Here is a 19429-nt window from a genome sequence, read left to right as displayed (position 1 = left end):
TCTACTCTGATTCTGGCTTAACCCCTAAATGCATAGCAGCTACTCCAAAGGTAAATGGTTTTACTTGTATTCGCTCAAGTCCAGCATCTTCAAACATTCTTGCTAATTCCTTCATTCCTGGAAATGTACTTGCTGACTCTTGAAGCCAGGAGTATTCCTTATAACTTTTCGCAAATATTTTTCCAAATAACGGCATTATATATTTGAAATATAAGATGTATATTTGACGAAAACCAATCATCGTTGGTTGTGATGTCTCCAAACAAATGACTTTTCCGCCAGGTTTGACTACTCGTGTCATTTCTTTCAATACGTGCATATAATCTGGAACATTCCGCAAACCAAATCCAATTGTTACGTAATCAAATGTATGATCCTCAAATGGAAGTTCCATCGCATTCCCATGCATAAGTTCTACTTGCTCTAATCCTAAAGCCTTCACCTTTTCTTTCCCAACAGCTAGCATATTTTCGCTGAAGTCTAAACCTTTCACCTCACCATTTGGCCCTACTGCATTCGCAAGTGCAATCGTCCAATCTGCGGTTCCACAGCATACATCTAATGCTTTACTACCAGGTTTAACATCCATAATGCGCATTGTTTCTTTGCGCCACGCTTTATGTCTTTGAAAACTAATTACTGAATTCATTACATCATATTTATCAGAGATTTTCTCAAAGACATCATGTACTCTTTCTTCTTTTGATTGCTGCATGCTCTTACCCTTCTTCCAATATAAAATTGCTTAAGTGTTCAATTTGCCTTTTAAAGTAGAAACGATATCTCCAAATTCTTTATGATTTTTCAAAAATATTTGTTTCTGCTTGTTCAATTTTTCTAACCAATCCTCAAAGACGGTCTTCACATTTTTTTCATCATCATTTAATAAAATGGCTCGAACCGCTTCAAAAACAGGTGCATTTTGTTTTTCAGCATGCAATCGATACTCTTTTTGAAGACGATTTTTCCCTAATACATGTGCTACAAACAGTTTCCAATGTGATATTTGAAAATGATCACACGTTTTTTGTAAAAGCGCCGATTCGATTGTCATAACACTTTCAATGATTTCATCTACTGTGTGATATGCCTTCTGATACAGCATGATTTTATGCTCATTAATTTCTTTAATACCTTCTGCAAGTGCACGAATTAAAACAATATCACAATTCATTGACAATAAATAGTAATACAAACCACTATAATAATCTCCTGCAAGAACTGTAAGTTGACGACACTTATGAGATTCACTTGCTTCTTGATCTGCCTTATTCGATACTTTTTCATGTGTATCAAGCGCAATTTGTACAAGCATGATTGTTACTACATAATGTTCAATTTGTTCTTTATGTAAATTTGCATTCTTTAAAGCGGTGTATAAAAGTACTACCTTTTCTTCATCAATAAATGGTTCCTCAATATAATTTATAAAATAAGGATGGCGCAGTTTTTCTAACAACTGCTCCTTTATATCCGCATATCCTCTGTAGATGTCACACACAAAAAATCACCCTTGTTTTCTAATTCATAAAACCTATTATAACACATACATTTGATTTTCTATAATGAAAACTTGGTTGTCTCAAATAAAGTGAAGCATTCATTCATGTACGTTGTTCTTCATTCCTCACTAATTTCCACTACTCATAAATAAAAAAGAAAAGCAGTTTCCCGCTTTTCTTTACTTAGACTTAATAAAAGACAAAATTTCACTGCGTGCTGCTGCATCGTTTTCTAATACACCACGTACAGCTGTGGTTACTGTTTTAGCACCCGGCTTTTTCACACCGCGCATTGTCATACACATATGTTCTGCTTCCACCACGACCATAACACCATGCGGTTCTAACACTTCCATGATAGAGTCTGCTACTGTTGATGTAATACGCTCTTGCAGCTGTGGACGGCGCGCAATCGTGTCTACAGTACGAGCTAACTTACTTAAGCCCGTTACTTTTCCGCCACGTGGGATATATGCCACATGCGCAACTCCATAAAACGGAACAAGGTGATGCTCACACATTGAGTAAAATGGAATATCTTTTACTAATACCAGTTCTTCATGATCTTCCCCAAATACTTTATGTAAATGTTCTTTTGGGTCCTCATGCATTCCTGAAAATACTTCTGCATACATCTTTGCAACTCGTCTTGGTGTATCCAGTACTCCCTCACGATTTGGATCATCACCAATCGCCTCTAAAATAAGGCGCACTGCATGTTCAATTTGCTCTAAGTTAACTTTTGCCATCCGCTAGCCCTCCCAAGAAACCTAAAAATGATACGAACACATTCTAGCATATTTATGTTTTTAAAAGCAAAAAGAAGAGCCTCCTAAAAGGAAACTCTTCTTCCCTGTAATATGTAAGGATTATTTAACCGCATCTTTTAACGCTTTACCAGGTTTAAATGCAGGTACTTTACTTGCCGCGATTTCAATTTCCTCACCAGTTTGTGGATTGCGACCTTTACGAGCCGCACGCTCACGAACTTCGAAATTACCAAATCCGATCAATTGTACTTTGTCACCTTGTTTTAAAGCTTCTAAGATAGAATCAAAAACAGCGTCAACTGCTTTTGTTGCGTCCTTTTTAGAAAGGGAACTTGCTTCTGCAACAGCATTGATTAAATCTGTCTTGTTCATGCCATTCACCTCCTCCCAAAGATAAGACTGTATAATGATCATAAAATGAGTCTTACTTTCATTTGTAGGCAATTTTTACAAATTCTATACTACAAAGACGTAGATAAATCATTATCAACGCCTATATTATACGATTCTTCTTTATAATTCAATATTTTTAAGGAATTTGTTGCTCTGAAAATGCGAAAATCTGTTGAAACTTGACAATATACAATAAAGTATTAGATAATGACTATTTATTTTTCAAGTATATACTCTACCAAAGTGTAAAATCCCTCTGCACGCAGAGGGATTTTCATTATAATATAATCGCAATTAATCCACCAGATCCTTCGTTAATAATTCTCTCTAATGTTTCTTTCAATTTATAGCGGGCATTTTCTGGCATTAATGATAATTTTGCTTGAATTCCTTCACGAACAATCGAGCTAAGTGAACGCCCAAAAATATCAGAATTCCATATTGATAGCGGATCATCCTCAAAATCTTGCATTAAATAACGCACAAGTTCTTCACTTTGCTTCTCTGTACCGATAATGGGCTCAAATGTAGATTCAACATCCACTTTAATCATATGGATAGATGGCGCAACAGCCTTTAACTTAACACCAAATCGTGAACCGTGGCGAATGATTTCCGGTTCATCTAAGCTCATATCTGTTAAAGCTGGAGCCGCCACACCATAACCCGTTTGCTTTACCATTCGTAAAGCATCTGACACCTGGTCATATTCTGTTTTGGCATGAGAGAAGTCTAGCATGAGCTTTAATAAATGATCTTTCCCTCTAATTTCTACTCCTACAACTTCCTTTAGAATTTGATCATATAATTCATCTGGTGCATATAAATCAATTTCTGCTACCCCTTGCCCCATATCAATTCCTGCTAAACTTGCTCGATCAATGAATTCGTATTGACTAAACTGCCAAACGACACGATCTACATCACGAAGTCGTTTTATATCTTTTACCGTTTCTTGAACAGCCTCTTGATAACTTTTTCGTAACCAATGCCCCTCATTTAATACCATCACCCAGCTTGGAAGATTAACATTCACCTCTAAGACAGGAAATTCAAATAGTGCTTCACGAAGTACATTATATACATCTGTTTCTCTTAAACTCTCCACACTCATCGCAATAACGGGAATATCATATTCTTCAGATAAGCTTTGTCGTAACTGCTCTGTATCTGGATGATATGGCTGTACTGTATTAATAATCATGATAAATGGTTTTCCAACTTCTTTTAACTCATTTACAACTCGTTCTTCTGCTTCTATATAGTCGCGCCTTGGAATTTCACCAATCGTTCCATCAGTTGTAATGACAACCCCAATAGTAGAATGTTCCTGAATCACTTTACGCGTTCCAATTTCTGCAGCTTCATGAAATGGAATCGGTTCTTCATACCAAGGTGTATGAATCATGCGCGGACCATTCTCATCCTCATAGCCTTTCGCTCCAGGAACTGTATATCCCACACAATCTACTAACCGAACGTTTACCTCAAGACCGTCATCAACTTGTATGGAAACCGCTTGGTTTGGAACAAATTTTGGTTCAGTTGTCATAATGGTACGTCCAGCAGCACTTTGGGGTAATTCATCTTGTGCACGTTGACGATCAGATTCATTTTCAATGTTTGGAATAACAACTAACTCCATAAATTTCTTAATAAACGTTGATTTTCCAGTTCGAACAGCTCCTACCACCCCAAAATAAATATCACCGCCTGTGCGCTCAGCAATGTCTTTAAAAATATCTACCTTTTCCAAGTGATTCCCTCCCTCAAGATTTTTGGGAATAATTCATTTTCCATGAACGAACCATGCATATGCTGTTCTCTATGAATATCTTAGATATTATAGAGATTCGGATAATATATCATATGATTTTGTCCTAATTTCATATGACTATTTAAAAAAAACTTTTTGTTTATATCATAAGTTGGATTACATGAAAAAACCTTTCTTTTAGAACTTATTCGCCAAAAGAAAGGTTCATGACTTATCATTTAAAAAAAATTGGTTCTCCATCTTTTACTGTATAAGGTAGAGAATAAGCAGGTACAAACGGCGAATCCTTAAATAGCATATTTCGAATATCGTCTCCCTCCTTAGCAGTCCCTTTGTTTTTTTGCAGCATTTCATATAAATCCATTCGATAATCGACAAATATTTGTCCTTTTTCATTAATGACAAGCGGTAACCCTTTTCCAGAGTAAGGACTCGTTACCTGTGGTACATCTTTATACCCCATCTTCTTAAAGTCAAGTTCATATACTCCATCAGCAATCACTTTTTTATAAGGAGGATACTCATGTTCATCACGATACATCCGCAATTTTAGCGTAATATCACGAATTTTCTCTGCCATTCTTACATCAATTAATTTTACCATTGGATTTGTTTCAACATCCACCAATACATATTGATATACACCACCGCTTTCATAAGCATTTCCCGGTGCCTCCGGTATATAACGCGGTGCTATTTTTTGAAAATCAATAGGATATTTCTGATATAGTGGTGTATTCATGTCACGCGTCTTAATAGGAAGTAGCCCATTATTTTGTTCCTTATATATATCAACTGCCTTTTGAACCATTTGTAATTGATCTTCATAAGGAACTTCGTTTCGCTTCATATTTTCTCGCGGGTACATACATCCAACTAACATGCTTGTACAGCAAAATATTAAAATAATATAAATTTTTTTCATGAAACATTCACCCTTTATGCCCTTGCTAACCTTCTTTTCTTCATCGTTATCCTTTCGAAAGTCGCTATATTATTACGTAGGATTGGTGAGCACCTATTAAAAAATAATGTTCTCTTTATTGCTCCACCGGTCCGCTAAACACAACAAGAAAAATAACAATGCCAGATACAATCATAAGTGTATACGCAATACTAGCTGTAACCCCTTTCAAAAATTTATTCTTTATTTTATGCCGACTCAGCAAAATAAAGATAACTGCAATGAACATAAACCCCATTGCCCCCAAAGAAAACCACATTTTCATAAGCCCCTCAGACATATACACACCTCTTTATTCATTAATGGTTTTTATATTATTTTAACAAATTAAAAAATTTAAACAAATATATTTTTTTATTACCAATTGCTCTTCCTAACCTTTTATTTTCATTTCTATAACATGTTTTTCAAAAAATAACACTATAAAACCGAAGTGAACGGATTCACTTCGGTTGACCAAATACGCCCCAAACAGCCCTCTATTCCCATTTTTCAAAACTATTATATGCAATCGATAAACACTGTGTTTCCTATCCTTTATTTTTTAAACATTTTGCTTAGCGAGTTAAAGTCTGTTGGCATATTATTATTAATAATCGCTTTTACAATTTGATCTTCCTGTTCTTTTGGTACTTCGCGCCCTGCTATTGCTCCCACTTGATGAATTAATTGACGCAGCACTTTCTCATCTCGTAAATTGGCATTTTGCACAGATGATGCTAATTTAAAAATATCTTCTTTGTTCACTTTCGCTTCTTTCTCAATGTTATTGAAAATGTTATGATCCATTTTCCTTCACCCTCTCCTCAAGTTACTCTTTATCCTATGCAAAAAAGAAAAAATGGTGAAAGAACCTATAAAAAAAGCGACAAAAGTGTATTTGCACTTTTGTCGCTTTTTTTTTAAGATAGAGTGACACTTGAACTTGAATCAGTGTCCCCGCTGATTATTAACCTTCACCAATCGGACTGTTCCTCATTCTTGAAGCGAGAGCCTTAGCGAGATAAATCAGGTATCGCTTCAACTTCATGCTTACGAACACGGCCCATTAATGAACCAACTGCATCTTTCACGTTTTTCCCATTAAATAATACATCATATAAAGCCGCTGTAATTGGCATTTCAACTTCCATTTTTTCTGCTAATTCATAAGCAGCTTTTGTCGTTCTAACCCCTTCAACGACCATTCCCATACTATCGAGTACTTCCTCTAAAGAATGTCCTTTACCGAGCATATTTCCAGCTCGCCAGTTGCGGCTATGCACACTTGTACAAGTCACAATTAAGTCACCCATTCCTGTTAAGCCTGCAAATGTTAAAGGATTCCCGCCCATCTTTCTTCCTAGACGGGCAATTTCCGTTAATCCGCGTGTCATTAAAGCTGCCTTCGCATTATCACCTAACCCAAGTCCATCTGTAATCCCAGCAGCTAGCGCAATAATATTCTTTAACGCTCCACCAAGTTCTACTCCGATAATATCCGGGTTCGTATATACTCGAAAATAATGGTTCATAAATAAATCTTGTACTTCTTCAGCTGCTTCCATCCGCTTCGCAGCCGAAGTAACTGTTGTCGCTTGGCGAAGAGCAACTTCCTCCGCATGGCTTGGCCCTGATAACACAACAACTTCTCGAATAAGATGTTCTGGAATTTCTTCTTCAATCATCTCTGAAATTCGTTTTGATGTTCCAGGTTCAATTCCTTTACTTGCATGAATCCAAGTCATTGGTCCTGAAATCACTTTTTTCATATCTTGCAGTACTTCTCGGTACGCTTTCGTTGGTACAACTAAAAGTACCGTACTTACATCCACTAACGCTTCTTCTAAAGAAGAGTAGGCTACGATTGTGCTTGGCAATGTAATCCCCGGAAGATATCGTTTATTCTCGTGCTTTGTATTTATTTCATCCATAAGCTCAGGACGATTCCCCCAAATTCGTACATCATGACCATTGTCAGCTAATACCATCGCTAACGCTGTCCCCCAGCTACCTGCTCCTATTACTGTGATTTTTGTCATAAAATCACATCCTCTCCATTAGTCTCTTGCTCTAGCAATAATTCGAATTGGCGTTCCTACAAATCCGAACGATTCGCGAAGACGGTTCTTCAAGAAACGCTCATATGAAAAGTGCATTAATTCTGGATCATTTACAAACACAACAAATGTTGGTGGTTTCACCGCTACTTGTGTTGCATAGAAAATTTTCAATCGGCTACCGTTATGTGTTGGCGTTGGGTTCATCGCTACCGCATCCATAATGACATCATTTAATACATTCGTTTGTACACGGATGTTATGGCTCTCGCTCACCTGATTAATAACTGGCAGCAATGTTTGCGTACGCTTTTTCGTTTTTGCAGATAAAAATACAATTGGAGCGTAATCTAAGAATTGGAAATGAGCACGAATATTATCTTCAAACGCCTTCATTGTCTTCTCATCTTTTTTCACTGCATCCCACTTGTTCACAACGATCACAACAGCTCGTCCTGAATCATGCGCATATCCAGCAATCTTTTTATCTTGTTCAATAATTCCTTCTTCGCCGTCTAATACGACTAAGACAACATCAGAGCGTTCAATTGCTCGTAATGCACGAAGTACACTATACTTTTCGGTGCTCTCATACACTTTCCCTTTTTTACGCATTCCAGCTGTATCAATAATGACATAATCTTGGCCATCTTTCGTATATGGCGTATCGACAGCATCACGCGTTGTTCCTGCCACATTACTTACAATAACACGTTCTTGACCAAGAAGCGCATTGACAAGTGATGATTTCCCTACATTTGGACGACCAATGAGACAGAAACGGATCGTTTCATCATCATATTCTTCTTCCTCTACTTTAGGAAAATGCTGCGCTACTTCATCAAGTAAATCCCCTAGCCCTAACCCATGTGTACCTGAAATTGGGAACGGCTCTCCAAATCCTAATGCATAAAAGTCATAAATTTCATTGCGCATCTCTGGATTATCTACTTTATTTACCGCAAGTACAACAGGTTTATTAGAGCGGTATAAAATTTTCGCTACTTCCTCATCAGCTGCCGTTACACCGTCGCGGCCATTTGTCATAAAAATGATAACGTCCGCTTCGTCAATCGCTACTTCTGCTTGTTGACGAATTTGTGTCAAAAATGGCTCGTCTCCAATATCAATTCCACCTGTATCAATAATGTTAAATTCATGATTTAACCATTCTCCGGCACTATAAATACGATCTCGTGTTACTCCCGGAATATCTTCAACAATAGAAATTCTTTCTCCAACAATTCTATTAAAAATAGTGGATTTCCCTACGTTCGGGCGTCCCACTATTGCCACTACTGGTTTTGGCATATGCTCTCATCCTTTCAACTTGCTTCTGTTTATTATGTAAAAAACCCTTCTTTGTGCAAGAAGGGATTTGCATTCCAGAATATTTCTCATTATATCAAAACATCTCATATTATATCATACGTTACTAATGTTTCACAATAATATATACATTCTCTTGTAAGCGATGAGCAATTCCATCTAAAATGGCTTCTAAATTGTTTGCAACAAACTCCATTTCTTCTTTCGATTCACAAACAAATAGCGGCGCTCCTCCAGCAAATTTTTCTGGCGTTGTTGTAATAACAGCAAGAATATAACTTTCCAAAATCATCTCACATCTCTCCTTCTTTTTGGAGCTTCAGATGACATATGAACCGCACTTTCTAATGTTGGGACATTCCCTATAACGGCGATGGCTTTTTCCACATCTTGATCTTGGGGAAGCACAAATATCCCTACTCTTCCATCTTCCAAATCACGTTTTGCCAATGGCACTAAAGCAGGCGTTCCGGAATCTCTAAATATACCTAGCGCTACCGAAACGTCATGTAATATTGCTTGCCTTTGTCCAAGATTAGAAATTGTAACTCTTGCATCAATCGATTTTGGCTTTAAAATAAACCCCATTCCATACTTCATAATTTCTTCTTGCCTCGCTGGCAACCCAATATTCATCATATAAATGTTATCGATATACAGTCCCGCCCCTTCAAATCGAAGTGGCACATGCTCAATCTCGACAAGATCGCGCAACCTTTTGCCTGACATTAATATTTTAGCAATAAAGAAACACACGATACCAGCGATGATGCCAGCTACCCATGAACGAAATCCGATATAAGTGAGGGTTGTTACAAACGATGTTAACATCGCTAAATAATTGCGGCTTTCAAATACTAACGCAATCCCTTCAATATACGTATGCCCGCGCGGTACAAGCTCATATCCATCTAATTGTTGCAATGTATTTCGTTCCATATTTCGCACGTCTCGAAATTGTGATGCCGCTAATGTTAGAAATGTAATTGCTGAAAAATCTTTCTTCAAAATAGATGGAATCGCAATCGCCCCAAGAGCGGCTGCAATTAACCCCATCGCAATGTGAATAATTTTCCCATGCAGACGAGTAGGATATTGCCTCGTATCTGTACGAAGCATAAAGATTCTTGTGATTGTTCCCGCAATAACGCCACACAAAATGGCTGGTGTATATTCAGTCATGTATTATCCTTGCCTTTCTTTTACATGTTTTTTTCTAAATTGCCCAGTAAGGGCAGAGACTTTCGTAATCAAAAATAAAATAGCTACAAATAGCGTAGAAACAGCGATACTATCAAAAAACAGCAAACTGCCAAGTTCATACGGAAAATGCAGCTTACGAAAGATAAACGCTACTAAGATTTCTCCCTGTATCATTCCTATATATAAAGTACAAAGACGTAATAAGCGATCTCGATGCAATAACACAGATGCATATACAAGAGCTGCGCTTAACATCAAGGTTCGGTTGATTATAATCCAAATTGGGTCATACACTTCTAATAAATGAAAACTCGTATATAGCATCGCAACAATAAGAGCTGAAAACAGCGTGTACAACTTTTTCCATACCGAATATATTCCAACGATTCCGAAAGCAATGATGCTAATAAAAAGGGCGTTCACCGAGATTGAGAAAGACGCGATGGAAAATGTAAATTGCGAGCAAATAATCAGGAATAAAATAAAAGCACTCATTTTCCACCTAATGGATTCTTTTTTCATAAAAAACGTAGTAATAATCCAGCCCATCCATGCCAAAAAATAAAAATAACCTCCATCCATATTTTTCCCTCCTATCATTTCCATTATGGGAGCTTTTTATAAAAATTAATCTCTTTCTTCTTTCAGTATAGTTTTTCGTATATCAGCAACACTTTGTAATAAGGAGGTGCAGCAATGGGAAAAGATCGCCAAGAAAAGAAACTAAAACAATCGCGCCGCGTTGAATCCGATCGTGATCAGTCGCTTCAATATCCAGGTGCCACAGGGCTTGATACACCGGAGCAAGCTCGCAAGCAAAATCAGCATTAAAAAAGAACTGAAAAAGCAGCTCATACTAGCTGTTTTTTCAGTTCTTCTTCGTGATAACCCCAAGTTCTAACGCTTTCTTTACTGCTTCTACACGATTAGAAACTTTCATATTCGTATATATTAATAATATGTGTTTTTGCTATGGAAATAGAAATACAACGTTCTTTTCCTATTTCCTTATTTGTAAGCCCTCACCAATCGGGCTGTTACGGGCAGCCCTACTCCCACCTATCTTCCTTGCTTCTTTCTGCATCTTGAGGTGGGAGTCTTACTGCCCGAAAATAGCGGGATAAAAGATTAAAAAGATTCCCTGTTACCTCTGACTATAATACATCGTATCAATGCCACGCTGCGTTAACCAATGATATGTATCACCTTTCACAACAAGAGGAACTTGCTGGAGTTCTAAAATGTTCTTCGCCCCAAGAGCTGTCATGATAAATCGTAAATCGGTATGTAACAATTCTACTTCTTCGATTAATGTATCCATGCCTTCATTCATCAATATCCGCAAAAAATAGCCCGCAAAAGCCGTTGCCTGTGCTCCTAAAGCAATCGCTTTAGCTACATCAAGTGCCGTTTGGATTCCACCTGATGCAATGAGAGAGAGGGTATTGTTTGTAGAGGATGCTTCTATTATAGAAGAAGCTGTTTGAATGCCCCAATCATTAAAGTAAGAGAGCATACGGTTTCTTCTTTCATTTTCTACAGCAGCAAAGTTTGTACCGCCTTGACCACCAATATCTATCGCTGTTACACCTATGTTAGCTAACTGCTGAACCGTTTCTTTACTCATCCCAAATCCTACTTCCTTCACAATAACAGGAACTTCAGAAGTAAGGACAATGTTTTCAATTCGTTTTAATACACCTTTAAAATCTCGATCTCCCTCTGGCATCGTTAATTCTTGAATCACATTTAAATGAATCTGCAAAGCATTCGCTTCAATCATATCAACAGCACATTTTGCCTGTTCAACTGTCGCTTCGCTTCCTAAGTTTGCAAACACAATACCATTCGGGTTTACTCTTCTTACAATTCGATACGAGTCTACTTCTCTTTTCTCTTTTAACGCTGCCATTTGGGAACCGACGGCCATCGCAAGGTGATGATGTTTTGCTACATAGGCCAGTTGTTCATTAATGTGTAATGTACGCTCTCCTCCACCACCAGTCATCGCATTGATAAAAATCGGCGAACTTAGTGAAAGTTCGCCGATTTTAGTTTCACATGTAACACTTTCAAAACTTGAATTTGGTAAGCTTTTATGGACGAATTCAATATCACAAAAGCCATGTGTACGAGACTGTCCAGTGGAAAGAGCGTATTCAATATGTTCTAATTTACGTTTCTCTCTTGCCACTTATATCCCTCTTTATTTCTTTAATTTTTTCAATTGTTCTCCAATAATATCACTAAATTGGAAAGTTGCAGACTCAGAAGTTGGCTCATATTGACTATAATCTTCTGTGACATTATTTTCTTCAAGAGCTTCTTTTATACTTAAAGAAATACGCTTTTCTGCTGCATTCACTTCAAGCACTTTCACTTTCACTTCTTGTCCAATTTCTAATACTTCATTTGGATTTTTTACGTGACGATTGGCAATTTGTGACACATGCACAAGTCCTTCGACACCTGGTAAAATCTCAACAAAAGCACCAAATGTAACAATGCGGTTCACTGTGCCTTCACGAACATCGCCTACTTTGATTTCATCAGCGACATGTTCCCAAGGCCCTGGTGCTGCTGCTTTAATTGATAGCGAAATACGTTGTGTATCTGCATCAACAGATAATACTTTCACTTTCACCTTTTGTCCTTGTTCTAACACATCAGACGGTTGTCCCACGCGCTCATGAGAAATTTGTGAAATATGAACTAATCCATCTACCCCACCAACATTTACAAAAGCACCAAAGTCTGTTAAGCGTTGCACTGTTCCTTCCACAATCTCGCCTTCTTTTAAAGAGGAAATCGCTTCTTTTTTCTTAGAATCTAACTCTTGTTCTACAACTGCTTTATGAGAAAGAATCACACGATTTTTTTCGCGATCTAATTCTACAATTTTTACAGCTAATGTTTTCCCTTTATATTCAGTAAAATCTTCTACATAATGCACTTCGACAAGTGAAGCTGGAATAAATCCACGGACACCTAAATCCACAACTAAACCACCATTCACAATATCCTTCACTGTAACATCAAACACTTCACCAGAAGTGAATTTCTCTTGTAATTCTACCCATGCTTTTTCTGCATCAACAGCACGTTTTGATAATACAAGATCATCCTCTTCTAATTTAATTACTTTTAATTCAAGAGTTTGGTCCACCTCTACAACATCGCTTGCTTTTTCAATATGAACATTAGCTAATTCACTAATTGGAATTACACCATCTGTTTTGTATCCAACATTTACAAGTACTTGTTTTTCTTCCACTTTTATTACAGAACCTGTAACAATATCACCTACTTGTAGTACTTTTGAATCCACAACTTCTTCATTCATTTTCTCTACCATGGAAATACCTCCCTACAGAATTGACAAAGCTTTTATGTATATACGAAATGAAAACAAATGCTTTCATTTGCATGTTAATAAGAAATTATAACATATATTCCATTACAATACATTTTGTAGAAAGCGGTTTTAACTCTCCCTATAAATAGTATACAGCAAAATCGTTTTGAATAAAGTATGTTTTGAAATATAATAGCGAATATATTCTGACAGTTCCATCCCTCTTTAACTAACTTCTTATAAATTCATATATTTGTCAAGAAAAGTGTCCTCTACCGTATCATTACTTCTATAAAAAAAGAAAGAGGACGATTCCCCTTTCTCTATTTTTGCAATGCTTCAGAGACGATGGCCATAATGTTTCGAACAACTTCTTCAATGGATAAAGAAGTTGTATCTAATTCAAACGCATCTTCAGCTTTTTTCAGCGGAGATACTTCACGTTCTGAGTCTAGCTTATCACGCTGAGCAATTTCTTTTTTCAATTGTTCTAAATTAGAGGAAAAACCTTTCCTCATATTCTCTAAATGTCTGCGTTCCGCTCTTTCTTCAACAGAAGCGAGCATAAAAATTTTCACCTCAGCATTAGGAAGTACATGCGTGCCAATGTCACGTCCATCCATTACAACGCCACCTTGTGCCGCTAACTCCTGTTGACGGCGTACCATCTCTTCTCTAACAAGACGATGCTTTGCCACAATTGATACACGATTTGTTACATCTGGTGTACGAATCACTTCAGATACATCTTGTCCATTTAAAAAGACTTGTTGTGTATCTTTTCCTTGTTGAAATTCAATACGTATACTTTGCAAAACTTCCATTAACTTTTCTTCATTTTCAATATCAATATTTTGCTCAAGAGCAGCATATGTAAGCGTACGATACATTGCACCTGTATCAATATATACATAAGAAAGTTGTTTTGCTACAACTTTTGCAACCGTACTTTTCCCAGCCGCTGCTGGACCATCTATCGCAATTGAAATTCGTTTATCCATTTGTAACACCTCATTTTTCACTTATAAAACAAAATGAAAAGCAGGTATGTCCCCCTGCTTCCCTCTGTCAGTTTTAATCCTTTTCATCCTTCATTATTGTAGCATAATCCTCATAAGAAGAAAATGAAAACTACTTATTCACCTCTAAAATATCTGTCTTCGTTTTAAGCATGACTCCTTCATAATAAACGATTTTCGATAAATATTTAATGGAAGACCCCTGCATAAGCAGCAGCTGCGTCAGACATATGCAAATAAACTGGACAATCAGTATATGTATGATGAACTTCTCCACTTTTTTCAACAAATTTGCCCCTCTTTATCATTTTATGTTTTAGTGATCCCTTCTCTCTATCTTTACTACATAGAAAGGTATAATCCAATCTCATTTTATTCTCATTTTCCCTCTAAACTTTTATACATTTTCATTGTCGAATTTGCTAAAATCATGATATGTTCTAAATGTATTTTCAACCGAAAGGGGTATAATCATTGAAGAAAATCCTAGTTTTACACACAGGTGGAACAATTGCAATGGAGGAAGATAAAGAAACTGGGGTTGTACAACCAGGAAAACAAAATCCTCTTTTGAAATTTATACCTGATTTAGAAGATGATCTTGATTTAATTGTTGAAGATGTATTCCATCTTCCGTCTCCTCATATGACACCGAGTGAAATGTTGCAATTGCAAGTCATCATTGATGAAAGAGTCAAGCATGAAAATATTCATGGTGTAGTCATTACACATGGTACAGATACCTTAGAAGAAACGGCCTATTTTCTTGATTTAACCGTACAAGCAAATATCCCAATCGTTGTAACAGGCGCAATGCGTTCTAGCAATGAATTAGGTGCTGATGGCCTATATAACTTCTTATCCGCAGTCAAAGTCGCAAGCAGTGACGAAGCAATTGGAAAAGGTGTTTTAGTTGTATTAAATGACGAAATTCACTGTGCTACAAATGTAACGAAAACACATACGAGTAATGTTGCTACATTCCAAAGTCCTCAGTACGGACCAATTGGTATGGTAACAAAACGCGGCGTCGTATTCCATCATGCTTTAGTCCATCACGAGACCTATACGGTTAAACAAATTTCAAAAAATGTTGTTATATTAAAAGCATATGCTGGAATGGATGATACATTATTAGCTGCAATCGAAACTTTACCAGTGGACGGAATCGTCATTGAAGCACTCGGACAAGGTAATTTACCTCCAAGGACGTTGCCTAGCTTACAACGTTTAATTCATAAAGGAATCCCGATTATCCTCGTTTCCCGTTGCTTCAACGGCATCGTTCAAGATGTATATTCTTATGAAGGTGGCGGAAAACAATTAAAAGATATGGGGATTGTATTCACATACGGTTTAAACGCACAAAAAGCTCGTATTAAATTGCTTGTTGCTTTAGAATGTGCTCATTCGCAAGAAAAAATCCAAAAAATATTTATGCATGATTAAAAAATAAGCTGTCGAAATTCGACAGCTTATTTTGATTCTCTTGATACAATTGCTTGTGCAATTGCTCCACCATGAAATCGTCCATTTTCAATAAAAATTTCATTTGCATTATTACCAGCTGCAATCACACCCGCAATAAAGATGTTCTCCACATTTGTTTCCATCGTTTCTTCATTGTAAAGTGGGCGTCCCGTTTCATTATCAATCTCCACTCCCATTTTCGTCAAGAAGCTATGATCTGGATGGTATCCTGTCATTGCGAATACAAAATCATTTTGAATTGTAAAGGATTTCCCATCAATTGTATACGTTAACGTATGCTCCGTAATTCTCTCCACATGAGCATGAAAATGCATTTGAATCGTACCATTGCGTACGAGCGCTTCAAATTCCGGCAAAATCCATGGTTTAATGCTCGGTGAATATTCCCCGCCACGATACAATACTGTTACACGTGCTCCAGCTTTTACAAGTTCTAGCGCAGCGTCTACACTGGAATTCTTTCCACCTATTACAACTACATCTCGATCAAAATAAGGATGTGCCTCTTTAAAATAATGAGATACTTTGTCAAGTTCTTCACCTGGAACGTTCATATAATTTGGATTATCATAATACCCTGTTGCAACAATCACATACTTTGCTTTATATGTTTCTTCATTTCCATCTCGTTTTTTCGTATGAACAACAAAGAACTCTCCATCTTTTTGTACTTGTTCAACACGCTCAAATGCATGTACACGCACACCTTTTCGTTTCACTACTTCACGATAATAGGCAAGCGCTTGATTACGCACTGGTTTCCGATTTTCTGTAATAAAAGCTACATCACCAATTTCTAATTTTTCACTAGATGAAAAGAATGTTTGATGAGTTGGATAATGATAAATTGCATTTACGATATTCCCTTTTTCAATTACTAACGCGTTGATTCCAGCTTCCTGCAAAGAAATTGCCGCTGCCAACCCACAAGGTCCGCCCCCGATGATAATCGCTGCTTCTTTTTGCATACTCGGTTCACTCCTAGTCTTCTACCTCAAACTCTATTTATAAAACAAGAAAAAACCTACTTTCAGCAGTAGGTACCTATCTTTATTGTATTCTTTTTTCATATATTTGTCATCTAAACGAGACATACATTCGATAGACATCTGCTAAAAATTGCTGAAATCGAATCCCTTGTTGTCCTAGTACATTTTCAGGATCAATTTTCCGAGCTGGATCCAGCATCTTATGAGATACAATATCTGTTTTCGGATTCAAGCCAAAATAGTGGCATAAATATGCATGGTACCAAGTAAAACGTGTATACGCATCCCAAAAATTCATATTTCCTCCATAGCAAAGTTCAACTCCGATAGCTGCTTTATTCGCATCATAACCATATCGTTCATTATCTGTCGGAACATTGTATCTTACATGATAAGCGACTTCATCAATTGGGATAATTTCTAATATCGTTTTATCATCTACAAATGTATGCGCCGAAGCTTTCGGCTGTATTTCATGAAAATAATCTCTATTACCTATCGCATTACTACCAGGATTCCCCGTATCATGACTCACAATAAACCTTACCTTTGAAAGACGAATTCCGGGTCTCGAACTTCCATATTCAATATAATTTCGCTCTATTGGGAACGTAGCCATTTTAATCAACTCCGCTCTAAAAAATTACCATTCTTCTATATATGTATTCAAACGCTATGTCCATATGGCATATTTCTTATTTAAAGAGTAAATCAAAAATGTTAGAAGTAAATACCATAAATAATACAATACTTACAGCGATTCCATAAAAACCGTAAAACCAAATACGATCTTCTTTCGTATGTAAACCAAAAAAAGTATGTACTGATTTTAATAAAGATCCACGCTTACTATGTTTATTTCGTAAAACTTCCACTCGCTCCATAACGTCCGCTGGCATCATAAATCTTTGTTCTGCTGTCATCTTCATTTCTCTCATCTCTCCTTATTTTATATCCGCTTTGTTTATCTAAGAGAAGTATAGCACAAACGTTCGCTTGGAACAAGTGTTCTTTTTTATCTTTTTTTAAAAGACCATATCATCATCTAACATACAATAACTATAAGTTCCATAATGTTTGCTCTAAAAGTAAAGAATAGAAGCTCTTCCCCAAAATTCTATTACAGCTTATTTTTCATTCTTACTCCTTTCTAACTTCTCAACTAGCTATATTCACTTCATTTTGCACCTAAAAAAAGCGTGGTTTCCTCAAAAGGAAACCACGCTTTTCAAATACTCTATTCTATTATACCCAACCTCTAAAGCGGCTAGCTTCTGCCATTTTACGCACACCAACCATATAAGCTGCTAAACGCATATTCACTTTACGAACTTGAGATGTTTCATAAATAGACTCAAATGATTTTACCATTACTTTTTCTAAACGCTCTTCAACTTCTTCTTCTGACCAATAATAACCTTGATTATTTTGTACCCACTCAAAGTAAGATACTGTAACTCCACCAGCACTTGCTAGTACGTCAGGAACAAGAAGAATACCGCGATCTGTTAAAATTTTTGTTGCTTCTAATGTAGTTGGGCCATTTGCTGCTTCTACTACAATTTTCGCTTTAATATCAGCGGCATTTTTTTCTGTTATTTGATTTTCAATTGCAGCTGGAACTAAAATATCACATTCCAGTTCTAACAATTCTTTATTTGTAATTGTATTGTTAAACAATTTTGTTACGGTACCAAAGCTATCGCGACGATCTAATAAATAATCAATGTCCAATCCATTTGGATCGTGCAGTGCACCATAAGCATCTGAAATGGCAATTACTTTTGCACCCGCATCATGCATAAACTTAGCTAAGAAACTACCAGCGTTACCAAATCCTTGAACAACAACACGAGCTCCCTTAATATCAATACCGCGTTTTTTCGCAGCTTCACGAATACAAATCGTTACACCTTTTGCAGTCGCTGTTTCACGTCCATGGGAACCACCTAACACAAGCGGCTTACCAGTAATGAATCCTGGTGAATTAAATTCATCAATACGGCTATATTCATCCATCATCCATGCCATAATTTGTGAGTTTGTAAATACGTCTGGAGCAGGAATGTCTTTTGTTGGGCCAACAATTTGGCTAATTGCTCGTACATATCCACGACTTAATCTTTCTAATTCACGGAAAGACATCTCACGCGGATCACAAACGATTCCGCCTTTTCCTCCACCATATGGTAAATCAACGATACCACATTTTAAGCTCATCCAGATTGAAAGTGCTTTCACTTCATTTTCTGTTACATTTGGATGGAAGCGGATTCCACCTTTCGTTGGACCAACAGCGTCATTGTGCTGCGCACGATACCCTGTAAATATTTTAACAGTCCCATCGTCCATACGAACTGGAATTTTTACTGTCATCATACGAACCGGCTCTTTTAGTAATTCATATACTTCGTTTGGATAACCCAATTTTTCTAATGCTTCATTAATAACAATTTGTGTTGAATTCAACAATTCAAAATGTTGTTCCCTCTGTTGTGTTTGTGTTTGAGTTCCCTTTTCGGCTACCATAGTAAGTAAACCCCCTGTAATTTCACTTGTTTAGTAAACCTTCATTGCCTAGTATACACCGTTAAATTT

22 protein-coding genes and 1 pseudogene are annotated in these 19429 nt (G+C 36.8%); 2 read left to right on the top strand and 21 right to left on the bottom strand.

Going from position 1 to position 19429, the window contains the following annotated elements; all coding sequences use genetic code 11:
- Position 1 precedes the first annotated feature (1 nt).
- The 13 genes and pseudogenes from MR056_RS04860 to MR056_RS04800 all read right to left on the bottom strand — a co-directional run bounded on the left by MR056_RS04860 (position 2) and on the right by MR056_RS04800 (position 10559).
- Complete coding sequence (locus MR056_RS04860) at positions 2–715, bottom strand: demethylmenaquinone methyltransferase (protein WP_011984309.1); 714 nt, start codon at positions 713–715, stop codon at positions 2–4.
- A gap of 30 nt (positions 716–745) precedes the next feature.
- The gene (locus MR056_RS04855; protein ID WP_011984308.1) at positions 746–1501 is read right to left on the bottom strand and encodes a heptaprenyl diphosphate synthase component 1; all 756 of its coding nucleotides are present in this window, start codon (positions 1499–1501) and stop codon (positions 746–748) included.
- Positions 1502–1681: 180 nt separating this feature from the next.
- Positions 1682–2251 carry a GTP cyclohydrolase I FolE gene (gene folE / locus MR056_RS04850; protein WP_011984307.1) on the bottom strand — a complete coding sequence of 190 codons (570 nt, stop codon included), beginning with the start codon at positions 2249–2251 and terminating at the stop codon, positions 1682–1684.
- Positions 2252–2371: 120 nt separating this feature from the next.
- Positions 2372–2644, bottom strand: coding sequence for an HU family DNA-binding protein (locus MR056_RS04845; RefSeq protein WP_001043860.1), 273 nt, complete (start codon positions 2642–2644; stop codon positions 2372–2374).
- Positions 2645–2942: 298 nt separating this feature from the next.
- Positions 2943–4421, bottom strand: coding sequence for a stage IV sporulation protein A (gene spoIVA, locus MR056_RS04840; protein ID WP_011984306.1), 1479 nt, complete (start codon positions 4419–4421; stop codon positions 2943–2945).
- Between the two features lie 235 nt (positions 4422–4656).
- Complete coding sequence (locus MR056_RS04835; RefSeq protein ID WP_048722548.1) at positions 4657–5367, bottom strand: hypothetical protein; 711 nt, start codon at positions 5365–5367, stop codon at positions 4657–4659.
- Between the two features lie 115 nt (positions 5368–5482).
- Entirely contained in the window at positions 5483–5686 is a 204-nt protein-coding gene (locus MR056_RS04830; protein WP_011984304.1) for a DUF2768 domain-containing protein, read from the bottom strand.
- Between the two features lie 257 nt (positions 5687–5943).
- The gene (locus MR056_RS04825; protein ID WP_011984303.1) at positions 5944–6195 is read right to left on the bottom strand and encodes a stage VI sporulation protein F; all 252 of its coding nucleotides are present in this window, start codon (positions 6193–6195) and stop codon (positions 5944–5946) included.
- Positions 6196–6401: 206 nt separating this feature from the next.
- Complete coding sequence (locus MR056_RS04820; protein WP_048722545.1) at positions 6402–7427, bottom strand: NAD(P)H-dependent glycerol-3-phosphate dehydrogenase; 1026 nt, start codon at positions 7425–7427, stop codon at positions 6402–6404.
- Positions 7428–7445: 18 nt separating this feature from the next.
- Positions 7446–8756 carry a ribosome biogenesis GTPase Der gene (der, locus tag MR056_RS04815; RefSeq protein ID WP_011984301.1) on the bottom strand — a complete coding sequence of 437 codons (1311 nt, stop codon included), beginning with the start codon at positions 8754–8756 and terminating at the stop codon, positions 7446–7448.
- Between the two features lie 124 nt (positions 8757–8880).
- Positions 8881–9066, bottom strand: a complete 186-nt coding sequence (locus tag MR056_RS04810) for a capping complex subunit for YIEGIA (protein ID WP_011984300.1) — start codon at positions 9064–9066, stop codon at positions 8881–8883.
- Positions 9063–9956, bottom strand: a complete 894-nt coding sequence (locus MR056_RS04805) for a YIEGIA family protein (RefSeq protein WP_048722542.1) — start codon at positions 9954–9956, stop codon at positions 9063–9065. Before MR056_RS04805 ends, MR056_RS04810 begins: the two co-directional genes overlap by 4 nt.
- Positions 9949–10559 (bottom strand): annotated as a pseudogene (locus tag MR056_RS04800) (YphA family membrane protein). The gene MR056_RS04805 and the pseudogene MR056_RS04800 overlap by 8 nt, the downstream one beginning before the upstream one ends.
- Before the next feature lie 114 nt (positions 10560–10673).
- Here MR056_RS04800 and MR056_RS04795 point away from each other — a divergent pair.
- Positions 10674–10808, top strand: coding sequence for a YpzI family protein (locus MR056_RS04795; protein ID WP_003206535.1), 135 nt, complete (start codon positions 10674–10676; stop codon positions 10806–10808).
- A 313-nt stretch (positions 10809–11121) separates the two neighbouring features.
- On the opposite strand, the gene fni is transcribed toward MR056_RS04795, so the two are convergent.
- From fni to MR056_RS04775, 4 genes are all read right to left on the bottom strand, one after another.
- Entirely contained in the window at positions 11122–12171 is a 1050-nt protein-coding gene (gene fni, locus MR056_RS04790) for a type 2 isopentenyl-diphosphate Delta-isomerase (protein ID WP_011984297.1), read from the bottom strand.
- Between the two features lie 12 nt (positions 12172–12183).
- The gene (rpsA, locus tag MR056_RS04785; protein WP_048722536.1) at positions 12184–13332 is read right to left on the bottom strand and encodes a 30S ribosomal protein S1; all 1149 of its coding nucleotides are present in this window, start codon (positions 13330–13332) and stop codon (positions 12184–12186) included.
- A 323-nt stretch (positions 13333–13655) separates the two neighbouring features.
- Positions 13656–14333: a (d)CMP kinase gene (gene cmk / locus MR056_RS04780; protein ID WP_011984295.1), complete on the bottom strand. Its 678-nt coding sequence runs from the start codon at positions 14331–14333 to the stop codon at positions 13656–13658.
- A 130-nt stretch (positions 14334–14463) separates the two neighbouring features.
- The gene (locus MR056_RS04775; protein ID WP_087098237.1) at positions 14464–14637 is read right to left on the bottom strand and encodes a DUF5359 family protein; all 174 of its coding nucleotides are present in this window, start codon (positions 14635–14637) and stop codon (positions 14464–14466) included.
- A gap of 188 nt (positions 14638–14825) precedes the next feature.
- On the opposite strand from MR056_RS04775, the gene MR056_RS04770 reads away from it, so the two are divergent.
- The gene (locus MR056_RS04770) at positions 14826–15800 is read left to right on the top strand and encodes an asparaginase (protein ID WP_011984293.1); all 975 of its coding nucleotides are present in this window, start codon (positions 14826–14828) and stop codon (positions 15798–15800) included.
- 26 nt (positions 15801–15826) lie between these two features.
- Here MR056_RS04770 and MR056_RS04765 read toward each other — a convergent pair whose 3' ends face one another.
- The 4 genes from MR056_RS04765 to gudB form a co-directional block, all read right to left on the bottom strand.
- Complete coding sequence (locus MR056_RS04765; RefSeq protein ID WP_011984292.1) at positions 15827–16810, bottom strand: YpdA family putative bacillithiol disulfide reductase; 984 nt, start codon at positions 16808–16810, stop codon at positions 15827–15829.
- Between the two features lie 109 nt (positions 16811–16919).
- Positions 16920–17450 (bottom strand): peptidoglycan recognition protein family protein, encoded by a 531-nt coding sequence (locus MR056_RS04760; RefSeq protein ID WP_011984291.1) that lies wholly within the window; start codon positions 17448–17450, stop codon positions 16920–16922.
- A 76-nt stretch (positions 17451–17526) separates the two neighbouring features.
- Complete coding sequence (locus tag MR056_RS04755) at positions 17527–17760, bottom strand: DUF3961 domain-containing protein (RefSeq protein WP_011984290.1); 234 nt, start codon at positions 17758–17760, stop codon at positions 17527–17529.
- Between the two features lie 316 nt (positions 17761–18076).
- On the bottom strand, positions 18077–19360 hold the full coding sequence (gene gudB / locus MR056_RS04750; protein WP_011984289.1) for an NAD-specific glutamate dehydrogenase: 1284 nt from the start codon (positions 19358–19360) through the stop codon (positions 18077–18079).
- Positions 19361–19429: the final 69 nt, after the last annotated feature.

The sequence above is a fragment of the Bacillus cereus group sp. BfR-BA-01360 genome (assembly GCF_022663595.1).
GTDB lineage: Bacteria > Bacillota > Bacilli > Bacillales > Bacillaceae_G > Bacillus_A > Bacillus_A cytotoxicus.
Note: the sequence above shows the minus strand (reverse complement) of the source record. Positions and strands in the feature narration are given on the sequence as shown.